We start from the raw sequence: 20972 nt of genomic DNA, 5'->3' as shown, positions 1-20972 counted from the left end.
TATGAATACGGATTTATATGATTTTACTTTTTAGGATCTTTGTATGTGTTTGATCACTTTCTTAAGTGCGCGGCGACTCCAGGTCTCCAATTCACTATTTTGCGGACCAGAAGTTCATTTCAGAAAGCCGGCTTTCAGAAATCTTAGGAAAGAATCTTCTCAGAGTTGTTACTGGAATTTTGAATTCTTTGAACCCTAAAGACTGAGTCTTTAGGGAATCCTGTCGTAAGAACGACAATTCTCCCGTGAAAGTCGCGCGCCCCACCCAAATTCGGGTGGAGGGGAGCGGTGGCGGGAAAAACTCCGGAGACTTTCCTCTATCAGAAAATTCTAATTTTTCAAACACAAATTCTCGCGTAGGAACTCTGACAAACCCCAATCGTGAAGGACAAATCTTATGCACCCCTCTCAACTTCAACTTGTGAGTAAGGTTATTGCGGCTTCGGGTTAGAGGAAAAAAACTGAGAATTCTTTCCTATCACAAAAATCTAGTTTTTGAAAGAACAAAGTCTCTCAAGTGGAATTCCTACAGAAACTTGAAAAATTTTATCTATGAAAACCTTTCGTCGCTCCTAATTAAGAATCCGTGAAAGAGGGAAAATTTCCAAAATTATCAAGGTAGAATTTTGTCGGAGTTGAGATTGGGTCTTTGTGAGATTTCATAATTTGTAAATAGGAGCGGATTCTAGCCGGCGACTTTGAGATCTTGGGAAAGAAGTATCGAGGTCCGAAAATATCTTAGATTAAAAAAGGCGATTTACAAAGAATGGAAGATGTTTTGGATCGGTTTCCAGGTTATGAATGATAAATCTCGGCGCTTTCGTATTTATGAATATTATAAAATACAAATATATATTTTAATTTTATTTTTTCTTAGGCTTTGTCGGTTTTATTTCTTTGGACCTTTTGATTCCGTAGAATTTCGCAAGCATTTCCTGCGCGAGAAAAAGGGTTTCTTTGAGGGGGACTTCCAGAGGATCCAAATGCCACTGCAGATACAAACCGTCGAAAAGAGCGATGAGCAGAGAAGCTTTTAGAATCGAAGGTTTTGAATTCGGCTTTCCCAAGTTCAAATGATCGGACAATTTTTTTCGAAAGCTTCGATACATATCAAAAACTCTTTTTCGAACCTTGGAGTCCGCGGGCTCGTTTAAGATGAGAGTAAAAAAAACTCCATTCGCTTCCGGAGTTTCTAAAAAGAACTCGGTGAACTTATCGAAAAGACAAGAAAACGGATCCGCACCGTTTGCAAGACCTTCCCTGACGGATTCTTCCACTTCGAAAAAGAGAGAGTCTACGAGTTCGATCACAAGTCCTTCTTTTGATCCGAAATGCCAAAGGATGCTGCTCTTTGCGGTTTGCGAATATTCGGAAAGGCGATCCAAACTCGTATTCATAATTCCGTGAATGGTTACAAGATGTCTGAAGTCCGATAGAAGCTTTTCCTTTGTGATCTTGCCTCTGGTCGTATTTCCCGAATTAGCCATGTTGATTCCAAGATTCTAATATTTTCCGGCCTGCGATCATACTAAAGGCCATGATTGTAAAACTGGGATCCACCGAAGAGGAAGTAGGAAACACGGAAGAATCACTAACGTAAAGATTTTTGATCCCGTGAACCCTGTGCGAACTGTCGACAACGGAAGTTTTCGGATCTAAGCCCATTCTACAACCCCCGCCCGGATGGGGAGCCGCCATAAGCGCGGTTACGGGATTGAGTGGAAGTTCGTCGATTTTATTCAGCTCCGATTTGGATCTAAGAATCAAGGAAGTAGAATCCGGGATCATCACTTCCAGGGCGCCGGCTTCCAGATTGAGAAGAACTTGTTTTTTGTAAGTGTCTCTCATTGCTTTTTTGGTGATCGGACCGAAGGAATAATTTACGTTTCTTCGATTTCCATTCACGGTGATATTTCCCAGTTCCGTTTCTATATCGTCCAGCCAAGCGATCGTCCCGCCGAGTTTAGGCAAATTTTTCATATAACGCGTATGTTGTTCTCCGAAACCGGAAATCGTCGCCGCGATCGCGCCAGGTTGAATCTGATTCGGCATCAACATATATCCACCTTCAAGATAGTTTCCATTTTCATCGTAACGAGCCAATCTAAATTCTTCCACTCCGTATGCTGCGGGAATATTTCTCCACTGAATGATATCCTCATCGTAGAGTGCGTGAACAAAAAGAGTCGGATTGATCGAGACAAATTCTCCGAGGGCCGGAAGTTTTTTCTTCCATCCGTTTCTGAGTAAGAATGTGGAACTTCCGAATCCACCCGCAGCGACGACGAAAACCTTCGCCTCCACTTTGATTTGAATTCCGTTTTCTTTGAGAGTTCTTCGATCGATCATGTTCGCTTGGATGGAAGAGATACGGTCTCCATCCATTACCAATTCGGTCGCTCTGCAATCCGCGTAGATATCGGCTCCTGCGGAAAGCGCCAGGGGAATGTGTGTTACGAGTTGACTTTGTTTTGCACCGAACGCACAACCCTGCATACAATGACCCGATTTTTGACAGTTGTTTCTTGCTTGGGGAATTCTTCTTCCTTCCCAACCTAAGGATTGAGAAGCGCTCCGAACGAGTTCATTCATACGATTGAAGAATTCGTCCTCTGCGGGATGAACGTGTAGCCTTCTTTCTAAGATCGGCCAAAGAGGAGCGAGGTCTTCTTTAGTATGACCTTCTACTCCATATTTTTGAGACCAGAGTTGTAGCTTCTCATCGGGAGTTCTATAACTGTCAGCCCAGTAGTGAACGGACGCTCCTCCTACGTTGTTTCCATAAACGATGTTGATGGTTCCGTCTTTTGTTGTTGCAAGATTTCTTTCCGCAGAAACCTTCGCGGCCATATTGAGCTCGTTGTTGTCAAAGGTTCCGGTGTGATAGTAACCGCCTTGTTCGAGCATCACAACTTTTTTTCCCTCCTGTGCAAGACTGAGCGCTAGAGTGGAGCCTCCACAGCCGGTTCCGATGATACAAACATCCGCTTTTACGGTTTGATTTTTATCGATGTGTTTCCATTCGAAAATTTTTCCGGACATAAATGCTCCCTAGTTCTTACGAACCTTTGATTGATAGTAAATTCTGGATTCGCTGAGTTTTTCGGGGAAATTTCCGAAAGGCCCGTCATAGCCGATTTGATTCCAAGTGCTCTTATGCCCGTAGTAAACGAGCATCACAACCATACGAATATTGGATACGATGTTGCGAATGAGTTCCGTTTCGGATCGTAAGGCGAGGTTTAGAAATTCTTTCGCATCTTCCCGTTTCAATTTGGAAAAACGACTCCAATACCCGAATCGTAACGGAAGAAATTCTAAAATCCAAATCGCGGTATCAAAATCTCCGCTGATGGAAGAATCCACGAAAAAGAGTTCTTCATCTAAACGAGAGACTACTTCGGCTTTTTCTAGATCCGGAAAACCTTCTTCCTCCGGAAGAATCGTTTTTGCAAACCAAGACAACGTTTCCTCCGTGAAGCGGCTGAAAAACAATCGTTTCACTTTTTGAGCCGATCTCAAAACGAAACCGACGGATCCAAGAAGAAGTGCGCTTAAAATTGCGGTGAGAATAAACTTTTTTCGGGTGAGTTTTATTGAATTCATAATTGTACCGAACGGTCAGTACAATTATGAATTGGCTTTTTTCGTAAAGAAAAAAATTGAGAGTGGTTTTAAAAAAAATAAATCCCGTCAGATGATCAATCTCTACTGATTTGGGAGAAAAATGTGAATGGCTCCCATCTTTTACGGAATGTTTCCGAGATTGGGGCGTCTCAGTTTGAAGGAGGCCGTTGTCGCGCTCTGGCAAAAATAATTTTTTTACAATTCGCTCAAAATAACACGAAATCGCCTAAAAAAAGATTTCAAAAAGTAAAAACTTTGATCGATTTTATATCCCTTAAGTATCAAAGGAGGACCCTATTTCATGAATTCTCAATTCGGATCTCAGGAAATAAAACCTCCGATCTTCCACTCCGATAAACTCGGAATTTATCTTTCCTCCAATCCAGAGTTTCAAACGTTTTTGGAACTGGAGTCGATCCGGGATCCAGCGAAAGTGATCTCTAAGTCCGCATCGGAGGCCATCTCGGAATTCGCAAAGAATGCCTTCGAGGACAAAATCATTCTTCCGATCGAGTTTACGACCGAGGCTGGTTTTACCAAAAGAAGATCCGTTTTTTTTCGAAAGATCCTTAAAGACGAGGAAGTTCTCGAAATCGAAGGAGTGATCCTTCCCGAGGTGACTAAAACCAAAAAAGCTCGAGGAAAAAGAACGATCGCGGTCAACCGTTCCTACCTCATTCGAAACGAAATCACTCAGTGGATTCTTCGATCCAAATCGGTTCAAGAACTCTACACCGGGGTTTGTAAAATTCTCAAAGCTGAAGAGAATTTAGGATTTGTATGTTTTGGAACAGTGGAATCTAGAAAAAATCTAATATTCCAAGTTGCTTATGCTGGAGAGAATCCGTTTATTTTTAAGACGGAAACCGAAGGTATGGATTTGGGGCCGGGGCTCAAGGCGATCACAACGGGAAAACCTCTGATCGTAGAAGACATTCATAATGCAGAAGATTTCGGTCATTGGAAAGAAACCTGCGTTCAATTCGGCTATCAATCGATGGGCATTTTTCCGATTTTCTTGTTGAAGGAATTAGTTTCCGTACTTTGTATCTTTTCCAGGGAAAAACATTATTTTCTGGAAGACGAGGCCGGGATCTATTCCGAAATCACGAAAGATTTGGCGCTAGGTCTAAAAAATATCAGGGAAAGCGAACAGAGATTTTTAGCAGTTAACGCGTTACGCGAAAGCGACGAAAGATTCCAAGCCATTTTTGAAACCGTCGTAGATGCGATCATTATGATCACTCCTAAAGGGACCATTATGATGTTCAACACCGCGGCGGAAAAAATGTTCGGTTACGGTTTTACCGAAGTTGTGGGTAAGAATATAAAATTTCTGATGCCCGAACCCTATCATTCCGAGCACGACGATTATCTAAGAAGATACGTGGAAACCCGGGAAAAAAAAATCATTGGAATCGGAAGAGAAGTTGTGGCGCTCAAAAAAGACGGCACGAAATTTCCGGTGGAACTTGCAGTTTCGGAATTCTCACAAAACCAGAATCAATACTTCGTAGGCGTCATTCGAGATTCTACTTCGCGAAAAAAATCGGAGAACGATCTCATGGAAAAAACGAGCGCTCTGGAAGAATTGAATCGAGGTTTGGAAGCTCGGGTGGAATCCGAGATCCAAAAACGAAGAGAACAGGAAAAGGCGATGATAGTGCGCTCTAGACTGGCCGATATGGGCGAAATGATAGGGAATATCGCTCATCAGTGGAGACAACCTCTAAACGCGATCGCGCTTTGCGTGCAGGATTTTTCTTACGCGTATTCGGAAGGCGAGCTCGACGAAGAATACATCGAAGATTCCACAAAGAAGATCATGAATCTTGTCGAGCAGATGTCCGGAACCATCGACGATTTTAGGAATTATTTTCGTCCCAATAAGACAAAGGAAAAATTCTCACTGAAGACGGTGATACAAAAATCATTCTCCTTGGTTTCCGAAAGTTTAAAAAGTCACAACATTAGTATTTATTTTAACCCTGATGAAGACTATGAAGTATTCGGTTTTCCGAATGAGTTCTCGCAGGTGATTTTAAATATAATCGCAAATTCGAGGGACGCGCTTATGGAATCTCGTCCGGAAGAACCGGAGATTCACGTCGATATCCGAAAAGAAGGAGATAAAAAATTGGTGATCATACGCGACAACGGAGGAGGGATTGAAACTTCCGTATTAGAAAAACTTTTTCAACCTTATTTTACAACCAAAGATCAAGGAAAGGGAACCGGAATCGGACTTTATATGTCCAAATCAATCATCGAAAACAATATGGAAGGAAAAATTTATGCTTATAATTCGGATAAAGGTGCAGTGATGGTCATCGAACTTCCATGAGCCAAATCGCATTAAAACTTTTGTATGTAGAGGACGAGGAGTTGATCCGAGTGATGATGGTTCGTTTTTTGGAACGTTTTTTAACCTCGGTACGTTCCGCAGAAAACGGAAAAGTCGCTTGGGATGTGTTCCTTGAGTATCAACCCGACGTTGTGATCACCGATCTTAAGATGCCGTTGTTAGACGGAATTGAACTCACCAAAAAAATTAGGGAATACAATTTGAATATTCCGATTGCCGCGATGACTGCCTTCTCAGAACCTGAGATTATCGACGAAGCTCGTAAAGCGGGAGCAACCGAAATTTTTATCAAACCAGTGAACGTGGAGAGAATCAGGGAGCTTCTGCTAACATATGAAAAATAGAATATTTGTAATCCGACATTTATATTTATAACTAAGGTCTTGAAGACCGAAAGGAGTCGGTCCCTTGTCTGAAAATGATATAGCGCAAGCGGAAACGCAGAAGAATATTCCGAGAGAATTGACTCTCGAAATCGATACCAATTACGCGGTAGAAATCGCCGAAGACATCTACTGGATCGGATTTTACGATCAAAGGGAATCCCTTCATTGTAATCCATACATGATCAAAAACGGTGATAGCACCATTTTGATCGATCCCGGTTCCATTCCAGACTTTCCGGTCGTAGCCAGAAAAGTTTTTTCCCTCGTCGCCCCAAACTCCATAGAAACGATCGTCTTACAACACCAGGATCCGGACCTTTGCGCAAACGTTCCGATCTTTGAAGATTTAAGCGGAGATAGTCCCGTTCAGATCATCGCGGAAACAAGAACCGTCTATCTGATCAAACACTATGGTGTAAAAGGAAGTATCATTCGTATCGGCGATGAATTGACTTATTTTTCCACACCCAGCGGTAGAGAACTTCAATTTATCAGCACTCCTTTCGCACATTCCCCCGGGGCCATGATAACTTTCGATCTCAAGTCGCGCGTTCTGTTTACGAGTGATATTTTGGGAGGTTTGGGAAGAGAATGGTCCTTGTATCACGATAAAAAAGCTTTGAACAACATGAAAGCCTTTATGCAAGCCTATATTCCCTCCAACCTCGCTCTACGTTATGCGCTTTTGAAGATAATGAGTTTTGACGCCGAGGTAATCGCACCCCAGCACGGACAAATCATTCGGAAAGAACAACTTCCCGCGATCATCGACGAACTCTGGAATCTTCCCTGCGGACTCGATTTGATCAAAGACGACTGGATTCAAAAAGCAAGAAAGGGTGATCTACGTTGAACGAGTTGGCGGAGTTTGCTCGGAACATCGCGCTGGGAACTCCCGAAGATATCATTCAAAGGGAAGAGGATTATTTTCGGGCCCTAAGCCGAATCGTTCGATATCGAAACAAGGAAGCGCTTACTCGAGAGATGATGAATCACATCGTCAATAGCGATCGAAATCGGATTCTCGAGGAGAAAAAGAAGGCGGACGTACTTTTACAGAACATTCTTCCGGAGTATATGATCGAAGAATTGAAACTAAAAGGAAAAGTTCGACCCATTCAACACGAGAATGCCGTCGTGATTCTTACCGACTTTGTAGGATTTTCGGATATCAGTCGTTATATGAGTCCGAACGAACTTTTAAAGGAACTTTCGATCTACTTCGACGAATTCGAAAAAATATGCACTCAACACAGAATCGAAAAAGTAAAAACGATCGGGGACGCGTTTCTTGCGGTCGGCGGTTTGGGGGGATATAAGAGAACCGCAAAGTTGGATTCTCTTCTGGCATCTTTGAAGATGATGGAATATGCGGAGAATCGCAAAAAGGAAAGAATGAAAAGCGGAGAGGACGCCTGGGGGCTTCGGATCGCGATTCACTCTGGAACCTTGATCGCCGGAGTCGTCGGACATACAAAGATCGCGTTCGATATCTGGGGACATACCGTAAACCTCGCTTCTCGGATCGAAAATATCGGAGAGCCCGGAAAGATCACCGTATCAAAATCCGTTTACAACGACGTTAGGGACTACTTCGATTGCTCCTATGTGGGAATGAAAGAATTGAAGGGAGTCGGGCAACACGATATCTACACGATCGATTCCATCAAAAAGAAGTTGGCAAGTCCCGAGTCGGTTTTAGTCCCGGGACCGAACTTTCAAAAACTCTATCGTGCCTTGGAAAACGGAAAACACATCATGCTCTTGGACGGGAAATATCATATTTCCAATCCGAGCCGTCCGGAGAAGATAAACGTCCTGACCAGAGACTAAAAATTTCGATAGATTCAAAATAAAATCGAATGAAATTTAAGAATCCCGTGAAAACAGGATTTACCGTTGTTCGACGTACCGTTCCATGTAAAGAAATCGATCTTCTTTACGACTGTGGAATCCAAAAACGCCCCCATTTCTCCCGAGCTCCTATTAAAATTAAGAAAGGCCTTACTTTCTTGGTTTCAAAAAAACAAAAGGGATCTTCCCTTTAGAATCAACAAAAACGCGTATCGGATTTGGGTGAGCGAAATTATGCTCCAACAAACCCGCGTCGCGGCGATGCTTCCGATTTACGAAACATTCTTAGAAAGATTTCCGGATCCGAACTCCCTCAAAGAAGCTTCGGAAGACGAGGTCATGAAATACTGGAAAGGACTTGGTTATTATTCTCGAGCGCGAAACTTAAAAAAAGGAGCCGGTCTTTTGGTCGAAAAATTTTCGGGAGAATTTCCAAAGAACTACGACGACGCGCTTTCGATTCCGGGAGTAGGAAGTTATACTGCCTCCGCCGTATTATCCATCGCTTACGGAAAACATCACGCCGTTTTAGACGGGAACGTTAAGCGCGTTTTATCCAGACTTTTTTTGATTGAAGAAGATCCTCTTCTCAATTCCACGAATCAACTTTTAGGAAATCTCGCTCAAGAATTTTTAACTCCGGATTCCGCGGGCGACCACAACGAGGCGATGATGGAACTCGGAGCCTTGGTCTGTGTTCCGATTCCGATTTGTGAGTCTTGTCCATTAATCGATCACTGTGAAGCAAAAGCCGCGGGGAAAGAAAGGGAGATCCCCGTATCTAAATCGGTAGACAACTGGATCGATCTGGATCTGCATTTTTTATTCTTAAGATCTAAGAATCAGATTCTTCTTTTGAAATATTCAGGAAGAAGATTTTTTAAAACGATCTATTCGCTTCCGTTCCGATTGGAAGGAAAACATCCTTACGAAAAGGATTCTATCTCCGAGGAGTTGTTTGAAGAATCCCGTTTGAATACACATCCACATCGTACAAAACATTCCATCACCAATCATAGAATCCAATTGAAGTTCAGCGACATTCTGGAAGAAGACCGAACTCGAATCGAAAAAATCTTAAACAAAAAACAAGACGTCCTTTTCAAATGGGTGAGGGAAGAGGATCTCAAGGAAGAATTCCCTTCTTCGATTTCAGGAAAGCTGATCAAACTCAAAAACAAAACGATAAAACAACCGGAACTTCCGGTAGGAAAATTATGAAAATCAGATCCACGAGCGACTTTGTAAAAGAACTACAAAAAGAAAAAGAACTTCTCGTCATTGAAGAGGAAGTGGATCCGATCTTAGAATTGGCCGAAATCCAAAGACGGGTTGTAGCCAAACGAGGACCTGCAGTTCTATTTCGAAACGTAAAAGGATCCCGTTTTTCCGTCGCCACCAATCTCTACGGTTCCGAAAAAAGAATGAGAATCGCTTTCGGAGAGGATCCCGTAAAGTTCGTGCAAAAAATTGCATATACGATTCAACACTTTCTTCCTCCGTCGCCAGCTAAGGTTTGGAACTTGCGTCATCTCGCGTTTCAGGCTTTGCGTGTCGGATTAAAAAAAGTTAACTCGGCGCCCGTTCTTGAAAATACATTAGAATCTTTGCATGAACTTCCGACTATAAAATCCTGGCCGAAAGACGGAGGTAATTTTGTTACACTACCTCTGGTTTATACGGAAAGCCCGAAAACTGGAAAGGGAAACCTCGGAATGTATCGGATTCAAATCCACGGACCTCTGGAAACCGGGATGCACATTCAAATCCACAGGGGAGGAGGAAATCACTACTTCGAAGCGGAAAGAGAAGAAAAAGGTTTGCCGGTGCATATCTACGCGGGAGGTCCTCCGGGACTTACGATCGCGGCCGTGGCGCCTCTACCGGAAGAGATCAGTGAACTCATTCTCGCCTCACTATTATTAGGCGAAAAATTAAAAATGTATAAGAATTCAAACGTGAGTCCGCTTCCGATCGTCGCGGACGCGGACTTTTTGATTTCGGGAATCATTCCGCCGAAGATTCGAAAACCCGAAGGTCCGTTCGGTGATCACTACGGTTACTATGCTCTGAAACACGATTATCCGATCGTACAAGTAAGGAATATTTTTTATAGAAAGGATGCGATCTGGCCCGCGACCGTGGTTGGACGTCCTCCTCAAGAGGATCACTGGATTGCCGAATATCTCCAAGATCTATTGTCTCCGATGTTTCCGGTTGTCATGCCCGCGGTAAAAGGGGTTTGGGCCTATGAAGAATCCGGAGTTCATTCTCTCGCAGTTGCGGTCGTTAAGGAACGTTATCAAGGAGAGGCGTTTACGGGGGCCCTTCGGATTTTGGGAGAAGGTCAACTCTCCCTTACAAAGGTATTGCTCGTCACCGATCAAAACGTAGATCTTAAAAACTTTAGAAATACGTTTATTAGCGTATTAGAAAGAATGAATCCAATTACCGACTTACATATTTTTTCCAATATTTCCCAGGACACCTTGGATTATACGGGTCCGGAAGTGAACAAAGGAAGTAAAGCGATTCTTCTTGGATCCGGTGAAAAAAAGAATTCTCTTAAAACGAGTTTTAAGGGAAAATTCGTAAGTTCTTATTTTGAGGATCCGATCGTAGCGTATCCCGGAACGTTAGTCGTATCAGGAAAAAAATACAAAAAGAACGACGGCCTCCCCGCAAAACTTCTCAAAGAAAAATGTATTCAAGATTTTTTACTCGTTTTTCTCGTGGACGATTCGGTCGACGCGACTCGTTCCGATCACGATTTTATCTGGTCGATCTTTACTCGCTTTGAACCGGCGGGAGATATCTACGCAAACACAAAATTAATACGAAATCATCCGGGACTCTATCCTCCGGTCGTAATCGACTGCAGACTCAAGGATTGGTACCCGCCTCTAACGGAAGCGGACAGCCAAACCGTGAAAAGGGTAGACGATAGATTTGGTAGACTCTTAGACTCTCTTTAGGAAATTTGAATTCTATGACGAAAAAAAGATGTATAGTCACCGGTGGAGCAGGTCTCATCGGTTCCAATCTCATTGAAGAACTCAACCGCCAAGGAATCGACGACATTCTGGTTGTGGATCATCTTGGAAATTCTTCCAAGTGGAAGAATCTGCTGGGTAAAAAATATTCCGATTATCTGGAAAAGGAACATTTTCTGGATCTCGCGATTCGATCAAGTTTATTCAAAGATTATGATATTCTTTTTCATCTGGGAGCTTGTTCTTCGACGACGGAGACTGACGCCTCTTACCTGATAAACAATAATTTCGAGTATACAAAACTTCTCGCAAAGGAATCGCTCAAAAACGGAGTCCGTTTTGTCTACGCTTCGTCGGCGGCGACCTACGGAGACGGAGCGAACGGATACGACGACAAAAGCGACATCGATGTTTTGAAGCCATTGAACATGTACGGTTATTCCAAACACATGTTCGATCTCTATGCGAAAAAACATTCTTTCTTAGATCGAATTACCGGGATCAAATATTTTAACGTTTTCGGTTACGGAGAAGGTCATAAGGAAGATATGAGAAGTGTGGTTCTAAAGGGTTACGAGCAGATCAGAAGAGAAGGAAAGATCAAACTTTTCAAATCATACAAACCTGAATACAAGGACGGAGAACAAAGACGCGACTTTTTATACGCAAAGGATGCGGCTAAAATCACCGCCTATCTTGCGTTTGGCGGTCATGGAGGTCTTTATAATTTGGGAAGAGGAGTTGCCGAAACTTGGAACGATCTTGTCTCCGCGATTTTTGATACCCTCGGCCTTCCGAAAAACATAGAATACACGGAAATGCCGGAAAGTCTCAAAGCAAAGTATCAGTATTATACCTGCGCGGACACGACAAAGCTGCTCAAAACGGGTTACGAGGAAGGTTTTACGAAGTTAGAGGACGCGGTCAGGGAGTATGTAACCCTCCTCGATCAAGAAGAGGGCACATAATAAATTTTGAATACGCTTCGGGAATCAACCGTAGATCTTTACGATCGTACGAATCAGATCCTTGTATTTACCGTCTTTCAAGTAGTAGAAAACTTGATTGGATTCTTTTCTGCTGGAAAGGATTCCATTGATCTTCATTTTACTCAGGTGTTGAGATGCAGCGGACTGGCTGATTCCAAGTAAATCTACAAGTTCGCCTACGCTATGTTCCTTTTGAGAGAGGAAAAAAAGAATCTGCAAACGGTCCGGGTGTGCGATTCCCTTGATTCCGCGGATTGCTGATTCTAACTGGGTTTTCTTTAATACTGATTTTTCTTTAGACATTGTTTTACTCTTTTTTAGATTTCTAAAAGAAGAAGATGCTTTCTCTTTAGACTGGATTATTGAATTAAGTTTATTCAGTTTTAGTAAACCATAAAGACTTAATTCAATAAATTACAGTCAATTATATTATAATTTTCTCTTAGTGTAAAGTTCTTTTCTGAAAAAATCGATTTCCGATTAAATTTTTACTCCACCTGAAATTTCTAATACAACACCGGACACTAAATCGTTGTTAGCGATGAACTCCGCGGTCATTGCGATCTCATAAGGTTCTCCTAATCTACCAATTGGTATCAGAGACTCCCATTTTTTTAAAGCTTCCGGATTCATATCTTTCATTACCATCTCTGTTTTTATAAATCCAGGCGCTATTCCTGCCACACGAATGCCGTATCTACTTAATTCTTTTGCCCAGAGTTTTGTCATTGCGGCAACTCCGGCCTTCGCCGCGGAATAATTTGTCTGACCTGGATTACCGTGCATCGCAACCGAGGCGATAGGAATGATAACACCTTTACTTTTACTTTCAATCATCTGAATCGCGGCTTCTCTTCCAGTAAGAAACACACCCGTGAGATTTACGTCGATCACCGATTGCCAATTCGCTAAGGACATTTTTGAAACTACTTTACCGGTTTCTTTATCGGTTTTTACAAGAAGGCCGTCTCTTAGAATTCCCGCGTTTAAAACGGCTACGTCCAAACTGCCGAACTGACTCACCGCTGCCTTCATAAGCTTTTCTGCATCTTCTTCTTTGGATACATCCGCCTTAAAAGAAAACACTTCAGCTCCCAGCGACTTGATATCATTTTCGGCTTCCTTTAATTTTTCTTCAGATATGTCTGAAAGAACGATTTTTGCCCCTCTTTTGGCGAAATGTTCCGCCATCGCTTTTCCCAATCCACCGGCCGACCCGGTAACCAATACTGTTTTACCTTTGATTTCCAAGATTATTTTCCTTTAGTTCTTTACTTCGAATGCTGATATAATTTTCCGAAAACGGAATCTCGACACGCGCCACCGTTTCGTGTTCGTGAGTCATGACTCTGAAGAGATGAGGATCTATATTCTCACTTTTTAATAGAATCATAATGAGAGCGATACCGAGTCCGGCTCCTTCTGTATTATCCATATTATCCATATAGAATTCGGCGATATCGTTATAACCCATCGCCTTTCTCATTTTCTCCCGCATCCTTTCCTGTTCTTCGGCGATTACCGGAGTGTTGTTGGTTACTTCTACTACGATTCCGTCCATAGTATAAGTAATGTTTAATTTTACAGAAATTCCACGGGCAAGACACCGCTTGCCATATTCGTCCGCCATTCTTTCCGAAAACTTTGCTTTGAATGCCGCGACTCCCTTTTCATATTCTGCCGGATTTCGAATATCCAAACCTTCGTCCTCAAAGAAGACTCGTTTTTGGTTGGCCTTGACTCCGTTGATGGACATCTCTTTGGTGATGGTATATAACATCTCCACATAACGGGTCTGTCCAACTTTCGTTAGAATTTCCGTTATGATTCGAAGAACATATTTTTCAAGTTTGGAGTTCATCCGCGAGGATTGGACCGTGATTCGGGAACGCGATTGGATGAGTTCGCTTAGTTTTTGATCTAAGTCTTGAAAACTTTTTGCCATATTTCTTTCTATCCCCGTTCATTCCGGACGCTTAACAATTTTCACTGTCAGTATCGATGACAAAGAGATTGAATCAATCAAATTCCAGAATTACGATATTCTAAAAATCGGGTAAAACCGCAAAAATCCAAACCGATTCTTTTGTTTCTTTTGATTTCCGAATTCCTAATTTCTTTTTGCAACAAACGGCTTCTCTAGTAACCTTTGATCGTTCGCTTTTTTTCAGAGATTGAAAAAGAGACTCGAAGAAGAGTTCTCAAAATCAAAATTCGATCGATTTAAAAGTTCATTTTCTATAAGAAAGGAAGTTTTGTTTTATTTATAAGAAAAACGGCATCAGAACTCCATAAAAATATCATAAAGTGGGAATTCTTTTGGGGAAGGCTTCCGTTTTGGTTTGTTTGATTTTTGAAAGAAAACAAGAGGATTCAAAATTTGGAATATTTCATTCCTCATTTCCGTAGATTTTTTCGAAAATTCCAGCGTTAGGAAACGATTTGAGAAAAGGAAAAATTCCTTTTTCAAACTTCGGAAAATCAAAATTCTTTCTTCGTTTATTGCGTGTTCGGCGAGAATTTACGCAAACACCGCATAACCTTCCCCACACGTTGCCCGGATTTAAGAAAAATTGTCGTTGCTAGGACAATTTACTGTGAAAGCGGCGCGCCCCGCCCGTATTTTCGGGAAACTCAGTGCATCGCTTCCTATGGGGCGCTCGCAGGGGCGGGGGGCGGAAAAAACCACGGCGGCCATTCCTCTATCACAGAATCCTAATTTTGCAAGCACGAATCCCTTTGCAGGAAGTTCCTACAAGCCACTCTTTACAGGATCATTTCGTTGCAGATCCCCTCAACTTGTGGGTGAGGATATTGAAAATCCGTATGACTCGGATTTTTTTCGAAAATAAGGTTTTAGAAAAAAAATAACTTGCAATCAGATGTATAGCAGTTATATGAAGGGTATAATTTGTTTAGTATCCCGAGGTAAGTATGCTCAAAACCCTGAATATAAGAGATTTCGCTCTGATTGAAGAAGCTTGTATCGATTTTCAAAAAGGAATGACGGTGATCACCGGAGAAACGGGGGCCGGAAAATCGCTGATTTTGGACGCAATTTCTTCTCTTTTGGGAGGAAAGAGCAGTCCTATGGAAATACGGACAGGAGCCGCAAAATATGTCCTGGAAGGTGTTTTTGATCTTTCTCGCAACCCGGTCGCTCAGGATTGGCTCCAGGAGAAGGGTTTTCCGTCGGATTCCAAAGAACTTACATTGCATAGGGAATGCAGCCGAGACGGAAAGTCCCGGATTCTGATCAATCAATCCCTTGCCTCATCGACCACTCTGAGAGGACTCGGAGAATTGCTCGCGGAAGTCCACAATCAAAACGATCAGATTCTTCTTTTGGATCGAAGCGAACAGTTGGATATCATTGATCTGCACGCGGGGTTGATTCCTCTCCGAAACCAGGTCAAAGAATGTTTTTTAACCTATAAGAGTTTGAAAAAACGTCTGGAAGAATTGCGTAAGAACGAAGAGGAAAAATCAAAACGAATCGAGTTTCTTTCCTTTCAAATCCGAGAAATCAAAGAGGCAGACTTAAAAGAGGGGGAAGAAGAGAGTTTAAGCAAAGAAGAACGTCTTTTAGCTCACGGGGAACTTCTGGCGGAGAATTTCGAAATTCTTTCCTCTTATCTCGCCGATTCGGACTCGGCGATTCTTCCTTCCTTTCCCAGACTTCTGAGCGCAGCGGAAAAAATCAAATCCATCCAGCCGGACTTTGGGAAAACCTTGGACTCGCTTCAGGAAATTTACATCCAACTCAAAGAGATCAATTCTTCCGTTTTGGATGAAAAGGAAGAGATTTTCTTTTCGCCGGATCGTTTGCAGTTTGTTCAGTCTCGTTTGGACCTCATTTCCAAACTGAAAAAGAAATACGGCTCGGATCTATCCGAAATTTTAGATCGTAAGAGAAAGGCGGAACAAGAGCTGGAAGCCATGGAAAAAAATTCCAAAAATAAGGAATCGATGGAGTCGGAGGTGGAGAATGTTACGACCAGACTGGGTTCTCTTTCGATCCAGCTTTCCAAAGCGAGAAGGGAATCTCTGGTTCGATTCGAATCCTCACTCAAGTCCGAATTGGAACATCTGGGAATGTCGGGGGCGGCGGTACAAGTCGTTCTTCGGTGGGAACCTAGCCCCGAAGGAGAAATCTCTGCTTCCGGAAAAAGTTATATCGTAAACGAAACGGGACTCGATCAATTGGAATTTTATTTTAGCCCAAATCCGGGTGAAAAACCGAGACCGCTCCGAAAGATTGCCTCCGGCGGGGAAGTATCGAGAGTGATGCTTGCGATTCGTTCGATTTTGGGAGGTCAATCCCACCTGCGTGTTCTGATCTTCGACGAGATCGATTCCGGTTTGGGGGGGGAGATTGCTATGGATGTGGCTCGGAAACTTCGGAATTTAGCTTCCAATCATCAGCTCATCTTGATTACTCACCTGCAACAAATTGCTTCCGCAGCGAATGACCATCTAAAAATCAGTAAATATGTCGAAGGAGGAAGAACGTTTTCCCGAGCGGAATTCTTGAGTTTAGAAGAGCGTACCTTGGAACTTGCGCGGATGATTTCGGGTCAAAGGGTTTCGAAAGGCGCTCTTGAGCACGCAAAAGAACTGCTGAAAAAACAGGCGGTCTAACCTTGGAACTTTTCCATTGGGAATCCTTATAAAAAGGGTGGGCGCAGATTAGAAAACTGTTTGGCAGTAACAAGAGAGTTTTAAACTCTACTTATGGGAGAATTTCACTCAAATGTTTTTAGCCAAATCTGATTCTCTAATCTCTGCGATCCCTCCAGAATCGGTTCCAATCGTCATTGTCCTAGTTTCTATCGTTGGTTTTACCATCATCATTGAAAGAATGCTCTACTTTTCAAAGTGGAAGCCGATTACGCAGACGGACTGGCGGGCGCTCAAAGACTTGTTTCGCCAAAAGAATTGGGACACTGCAACCGACTTTCTCAAAAATCTAAACAACGGACCTGCTTCCCAAGTTCTCCAAGCGGGAATCGAATCTTCTCGAAAAAATTTGGACGCAGCTGAAGAGGAAATGTTGTCCGCAGGTTTTGCTCAGATCCTTAAGATGGAACGATTTCTATCCGGTCTGGGCACGATCGCGACCATCTCTCCTCTCTTGGGAGTTTTAGGAACAGTTTTAGGAATCATTCGTTCCTTTGAAGAAGGCTCCGGAACGCGCGGGGCCGAAGTCGGGATCAGCGAAGCCTTGATTACCACGGCAATGGGTCTAGCGATTGCGATTCCGGCTTACGTGGCCTACAACTACTTTCAAAAGAAAAAAGAAGATACAATCGCGGAGATGGAAAATCTTTCCGGTCAAGCGATCAAATATCTGAAGTAATATGAAATTTAGAAAGTTCCGATCTTCATCAAGCAGAGGAGGCCAAATCGAATTGGCTCCTCTGATCGACGTTATTAGTTTTATCGTAATTTATTTTTTGATGAATGCGACCTTGGAAAAATCGACCGTGATGAAGATTGAACTCCCTCGATCTTCTTCTACGGCTCAAGAAAAGAAAAAAGACGAACTGGTAATCACCATCAATAAAGATGGAAAGATATTCTTGGATAAAGATACGGATCCTGTTCCCCTGGAAAAACTTACGGATAAGATCAATGTGTTTCTAGGACCTTTGGAAAAGAGAGAACCGGGAAAGAACAGAGTGATCATTCGTGGAGATGGCACCGCAAGCTATCAAACCGTTATCAAAGTGATCGATAAGGTAAACGAGGCAGGAGTGAGTAAGTTTAACCTGGCCATGGTTAGACAATCGGGAACCGGAGAAAAATAAATACCGGCCTTTAGCGGTTTGATTCTGTAAGCAAATATCTGGTGGCTCAGTTTTTAACTTGAAACGAACATTTTCCCTCATTCTGAAAGGATCCATCCTAGCCATCTTATTCGGACTTTTATTCTATTCAGGCGAACTAACTCAACTTCTTTCCAAACGAAGCGATTACTTGGGAAAGGTGATCAAAGAAGTAAAATTCAAAGGAAATAAAAACACACCGGACAGCGATCTGGAATCGATGATCGATTTGCGCGTTGGAAAACAACTTACGAAGAAGGTTTTGGACAAAGATCTAAAAACCCTTTTTAATTCCGGATTTTTCTACTTTGTGGACATCCAAGCGGAAGAGATGGGTGACGGAGTTCGGATTGTCATCGAGCTCAAAGAAAGGCCCCGCGTAAAAGAAGTGGAATTTGTCGGCGCCGACGAAGTATTTCCCGCAGATCTAAGAGACAAACTTCCTCTCAAAGACAACGAAGTCATCACTCCCCAAAAAATTACGAAGTCCAGGGATCTCATCCTGCAAAAATATAGGGATGAAGGTTTTTTTCTCGCTTATGTAAAAGTGGAGTTGGGGAAGCCGGATCCAAAAACAAATCTCGTCAGAGTTCGTTTTATCATCGACGAAGGAGAGGAGATTCCGGTTTCCAAAATCAACGTTTATGGAAACGAATCCGTAGAGACCTCCGAACTTCTTTCCGTGATGGAAATGAAAGAGGAAGGAGTTTTTGAAGGCGGAAATTTCAAAGAATCTTCTTTCGAAAAAGATAAGGATACGATCGTAGCTTATCTTAAAAGCAAAGGATATCTCGACGCCGAACTCATGCGCGAAGGGACCAACTGGGAAATCCATTGGGAAAACCCGGAAAAAAAAGATCGAAGGGTAATCATCGTCAATATCAAAGTTTCCGAAGGGCAGGTTTATTTTTTTAACGGTTATACCCTCAATCACGATAAAACCTTGGACGCGGATGGAAGGCCTCTTTTCTTAAATAAGGAAAACAATCCTCCGGAAACGCCGAAGGAAGAATTAAAACCGCTTCTTCCCGTAAAAGAATTGGAAAAGAATTTAGACTACAGCGACGCGGACGTAGGAGTTCTTTTTGACGAAACTCGTTTCATGCGGGATCGGGGAACGATGAACGAGCTCTACAGTTCGAGAGGATATCTTTTCGCTCAGGTGATTCCTCGTAGAAAAGTTATTTCCCTGGATCGGGAAAATATAGAATACTACGAGAATTGTTACACGCGTAAAACGGACGAAGAACGAAAAGTCTGCGAGACGGAATATTCACAACTTCATATCAAACGTCTCAGACAACTCTATAACACCAAACCGGAGTTACACGGGAAAAAATTCGTTCACGTGGATTTTAATATTCGTGAAAACAATTTAGCTTATGTCGAAAACGTCGTCATCAAAGGGAATAAGAAAACTCAGGATCGGGTGATCCGACGGGAGTTGCTTTTCAAACAGGGAGACCTTTTTAATTCTTCTCTCGTAAACCGTTCCCGAGAAAGAATCTACAACCTCGGTTATTTTAAAGAAGTCAACTTCAACATGAGACCGGGATCGGACCAAACTAAGATGAATCTGATCATCGAAGTTCTCGAACAACCTACCGGAACCGTTTCGATGGGCGGGGGTTATGGAACCATCACCGGTTTTTCCATCTTTACGGAGGTGGGGGAAAACAACCTCAACGGAACCGGACAAAAAATTTCTGGAAGAATCGAATTTGGTCCGTTTCGAAGATTATTCCAGGTGACCTGGACGGAGCCTTGGCTCTACAACAAACCATGGTCTCTGTCTCTTTCTCTTTTTTATTCTTCGAGAATCTACAATGTCGGAGCGGTTTCCATCACCGAGAACAACAACCAACAGTCGATCAAGGAACAAGCCATCTATTCTCGGGACGGGGTGGGATTTACGGTCGGGATCGGACATCGAATCTTTATCAACTGGACTCACTTCCATCGTTATTCTCCGAGTATTTACGCTTCTACAAATCCTTCTTCTCTCGTTTCTGACCAGGTTCTCGCGGAGGTTCGGAGGGGTTGGCAGTTTCGTTCTCAGGTTTCAAACGGACTTGCTTATGACATTCGAGACAACGTTTTTAATCCGACACAAGGATTCGACCTTCTCTTTCAGTTGGACAACGTAGGACAGTTGTTAGGCGGTCAATCCCACTTTGATCAGTATCGTATCCTAGCGGAATACTATCACACTTGGTTTGACTACAGTCTTTTCGGACTATTTCGAAACAACGCGCTTCGTCGTTGGAGAGTCGTTCAAGAATTTAGAAGTTCTTCCCTTTTTACGTTCCAAAGAGTTCCGGCCTATGGAAAACAGGATCCGATTCAAAATCCGTATATTCAATTGCAGGACTTACAATTCTTAGGCGGTTACGAATCTCTTCGAGGTTGGTTTTACAACGACGCAAAATATCCTACCGAGTGGAGAGACGGGGCCGCGAGTCGGATGATTTTCGGTACGGAACTTCGGTTTCCGATCGAACCGAGTCTTCTCTGGCTCGTCACTTTTTTTGATGCGGGAGCTCTCTACGAGGAAGTCAATCGCGCGCAAGGTGTTCGAAGAGATCTTTTTACGACCTATGATCAAAGAATTTTGGAAGCTCAACAGAGAGATCCGGTCGGGTATGCGCTTACGAACTCTTACAACCTGACCGCGCTTCGAAAAGCGGATTATACCTACGAAGAGCTGAACAATCCAGCAAATCTTGTACTTTCCGGAAACAATGTCGCACTGGATAAATTTCGATTTTCTTGGGGGGTGGGGTTACGAATTCAAATCCCGGTTCTCCCTCTTCGGATCTATTTTGCACAAAAGTTGAAATACACAGGCGTCGCGGATCATCCTTTCACAAAATTCGATTCCGACAACGCGTTTCAGTTTGTCTTCGGGATCGGAGACTATAGGTTTTGAC

General features: G+C 42.8%; 17 protein-coding genes. 11 read left to right on the top strand and 6 right to left on the bottom strand.

What is annotated here, in order from left to right; translation table 11 throughout:
- Positions 1-863: 863 nt before the first annotated feature.
- From JWG45_RS01110 to JWG45_RS01100, 3 genes are read right to left on the bottom strand one after another with little or no spacing between them, the layout of a single operon-like run.
- Positions 864-1487: a TetR/AcrR family transcriptional regulator gene (locus tag JWG45_RS01110; RefSeq protein ID WP_205277943.1), complete on the bottom strand. Its 624-nt coding sequence runs from the start codon at positions 1485-1487 to the stop codon at positions 864-866.
- The gene (locus tag JWG45_RS01105) at positions 1480-3042 is read right to left on the bottom strand and encodes an FAD-dependent oxidoreductase (RefSeq protein WP_205277942.1); all 1563 of its coding nucleotides are present in this window, start codon (positions 3040-3042) and stop codon (positions 1480-1482) included. The genes JWG45_RS01110 and JWG45_RS01105 overlap by 8 nt, the downstream gene beginning before the upstream one ends.
- A 9-nt stretch (positions 3043-3051) precedes the next feature.
- Positions 3052-3606 (bottom strand): hypothetical protein, encoded by a 555-nt coding sequence (locus JWG45_RS01100; RefSeq protein ID WP_205277941.1) that lies wholly within the window; start codon positions 3604-3606, stop codon positions 3052-3054.
- A gap of 322 nt (positions 3607-3928) precedes the next feature.
- On the opposite strand from JWG45_RS01100, the gene JWG45_RS01095 reads away from it, so the two are divergent.
- The 7 genes from JWG45_RS01095 to rfaD all read left to right on the top strand — a co-directional run bounded on the left by JWG45_RS01095 (position 3929) and on the right by rfaD (position 12193).
- Positions 3929-5971, top strand: coding sequence for a sensor histidine kinase (locus JWG45_RS01095; protein ID WP_205277940.1), 2043 nt, complete (start codon positions 3929-3931; stop codon positions 5969-5971).
- Positions 5968-6336, top strand: a complete 369-nt coding sequence (locus JWG45_RS01090) for a response regulator (protein WP_205277939.1) — start codon at positions 5968-5970, stop codon at positions 6334-6336. The genes JWG45_RS01095 and JWG45_RS01090 overlap by 4 nt, the downstream gene beginning before the upstream one ends.
- 64 nt (positions 6337-6400) lie before the next feature.
- On the top strand, positions 6401-7231 hold the full coding sequence (locus tag JWG45_RS01085; protein WP_205277938.1) for an oxygen-binding di-iron domain-containing protein: 831 nt from the start codon (positions 6401-6403) through the stop codon (positions 7229-7231).
- On the top strand, positions 7228-8211 hold the full coding sequence (locus JWG45_RS01080; RefSeq protein ID WP_205277937.1) for an adenylate/guanylate cyclase domain-containing protein: 984 nt from the start codon (positions 7228-7230) through the stop codon (positions 8209-8211). Before JWG45_RS01085 ends, JWG45_RS01080 begins: the two co-directional genes overlap by 4 nt.
- Before the next feature lie 114 nt (positions 8212-8325).
- Positions 8326-9453 (top strand): A/G-specific adenine glycosylase, encoded by a 1128-nt coding sequence (mutY, locus tag JWG45_RS01075; RefSeq protein WP_205277991.1) that lies wholly within the window; start codon positions 8326-8328, stop codon positions 9451-9453.
- A complete protein-coding gene (locus JWG45_RS01070; RefSeq protein ID WP_205277936.1) occupies positions 9450-11207 on the top strand; it encodes a UbiD family decarboxylase in 1758 nt (585 codons plus the stop codon). The genes mutY and JWG45_RS01070 overlap by 4 nt, the downstream gene beginning before the upstream one ends.
- Positions 11208-11221: 14 nt before the next feature.
- Positions 11222-12193: an ADP-glyceromanno-heptose 6-epimerase gene (gene rfaD / locus JWG45_RS01065; RefSeq protein WP_205277935.1), complete on the top strand. Its 972-nt coding sequence runs from the start codon at positions 11222-11224 to the stop codon at positions 12191-12193.
- Positions 12194-12217: 24 nt separating this feature from the next.
- Here the strand turns inward: rfaD and JWG45_RS01060 are convergent, their stop codons facing one another.
- The 3 genes from JWG45_RS01060 to JWG45_RS01050 form a co-directional block, all read right to left on the bottom strand.
- A complete protein-coding gene (locus JWG45_RS01060; protein ID WP_069607487.1) occupies positions 12218-12517 on the bottom strand; it encodes an ArsR/SmtB family transcription factor in 300 nt (99 codons plus the stop codon).
- Positions 12518-12694: 177 nt separating this feature from the next.
- Positions 12695-13465, bottom strand: a complete 771-nt coding sequence (locus JWG45_RS01055; RefSeq protein WP_118968689.1) for an SDR family oxidoreductase — start codon at positions 13463-13465, stop codon at positions 12695-12697.
- Entirely contained in the window at positions 13449-14159 is a 711-nt protein-coding gene (locus JWG45_RS01050; RefSeq protein WP_205277934.1) for a histidine kinase, read from the bottom strand. Before JWG45_RS01050 ends, JWG45_RS01055 begins: the two co-directional genes overlap by 17 nt.
- 989 nt (positions 14160-15148) lie before the next feature.
- On the opposite strand from JWG45_RS01050, the gene recN reads away from it, so the two are divergent.
- The 4 genes from recN to JWG45_RS01030 all read left to right on the top strand — a co-directional run bounded on the left by recN (position 15149) and on the right by JWG45_RS01030 (position 20971).
- Positions 15149-16855, top strand: a complete 1707-nt coding sequence (recN, locus tag JWG45_RS01045; RefSeq protein WP_205277933.1) for a DNA repair protein RecN — start codon at positions 15149-15151, stop codon at positions 16853-16855.
- 112 nt (positions 16856-16967) lie between these two features.
- Positions 16968-17573, top strand: a complete 606-nt coding sequence (locus JWG45_RS01040; RefSeq protein WP_205277932.1) for a MotA/TolQ/ExbB proton channel family protein — start codon at positions 16968-16970, stop codon at positions 17571-17573.
- Position 17574: 1 nt separating this feature from the next.
- Positions 17575-18024, top strand: coding sequence for an ExbD/TolR family protein (locus JWG45_RS01035; protein WP_205277931.1), 450 nt, complete (start codon positions 17575-17577; stop codon positions 18022-18024).
- A gap of 94 nt (positions 18025-18118) precedes the next feature.
- The gene (locus JWG45_RS01030; protein ID WP_408611584.1) at positions 18119-20971 is read left to right on the top strand and encodes a BamA/OMP85 family outer membrane protein; all 2853 of its coding nucleotides are present in this window, start codon (positions 18119-18121) and stop codon (positions 20969-20971) included.
- The last annotated feature ends 1 nt before the right edge of the window (position 20972 follow it).

Source organism: Leptospira ainlahdjerensis, from assembly GCF_016919175.1.
Taxonomy (GTDB): Bacteria; Spirochaetota; Leptospiria; order Leptospirales; family Leptospiraceae; genus Leptospira; species Leptospira ainlahdjerensis.
Note: the sequence above shows the minus strand (reverse complement) of the source record. Positions and strands in the feature narration are given on the sequence as shown.

Coding starts and splice junctions, on each gene's coding strand:
- JWG45_RS01110 (WP_205277943.1), bottom strand. CDS start 1,487: ATGGCTAATTCGGGAAATACGACCAGAGGCAAGATCACAAAGGAAAAG.
- JWG45_RS01105 (WP_205277942.1), bottom strand. CDS start 3,042: ATGTCCGGAAAAATTTTCGAATGGAAACACATCGATAAAAATCAAACC.
- JWG45_RS01100 (WP_205277941.1), bottom strand. CDS start 3,606: ATGAATTCAATAAAACTCACCCGAAAAAAGTTTATTCTCACCGCAATT.
- JWG45_RS01095 (WP_205277940.1), top strand. CDS start 3,929: ATGAATTCTCAATTCGGATCTCAGGAAATAAAACCTCCGATCTTCCAC.
- JWG45_RS01090 (WP_205277939.1), top strand. CDS start 5,968: ATGAGCCAAATCGCATTAAAACTTTTGTATGTAGAGGACGAGGAGTTG.
- JWG45_RS01070 (WP_205277936.1), top strand. CDS start 9,450: ATGAAAATCAGATCCACGAGCGACTTTGTAAAAGAACTACAAAAAGAA.
- rfaD (WP_205277935.1), top strand. CDS start 11,222: ATGACGAAAAAAAGATGTATAGTCACCGGTGGAGCAGGTCTCATCGGT.
- JWG45_RS01060 (WP_069607487.1), bottom strand. CDS start 12,517: ATGTCTAAAGAAAAATCAGTATTAAAGAAAACCCAGTTAGAATCAGCA.
- JWG45_RS01050 (WP_205277934.1), bottom strand. CDS start 14,159: ATGGCAAAAAGTTTTCAAGACTTAGATCAAAAACTAAGCGAACTCATC.
- recN (WP_205277933.1), top strand. CDS start 15,149: ATGCTCAAAACCCTGAATATAAGAGATTTCGCTCTGATTGAAGAAGCT.
- JWG45_RS01040 (WP_205277932.1), top strand. CDS start 16,968: ATGTTTTTAGCCAAATCTGATTCTCTAATCTCTGCGATCCCTCCAGAA.
- JWG45_RS01035 (WP_205277931.1), top strand. CDS start 17,575: ATGAAATTTAGAAAGTTCCGATCTTCATCAAGCAGAGGAGGCCAAATC.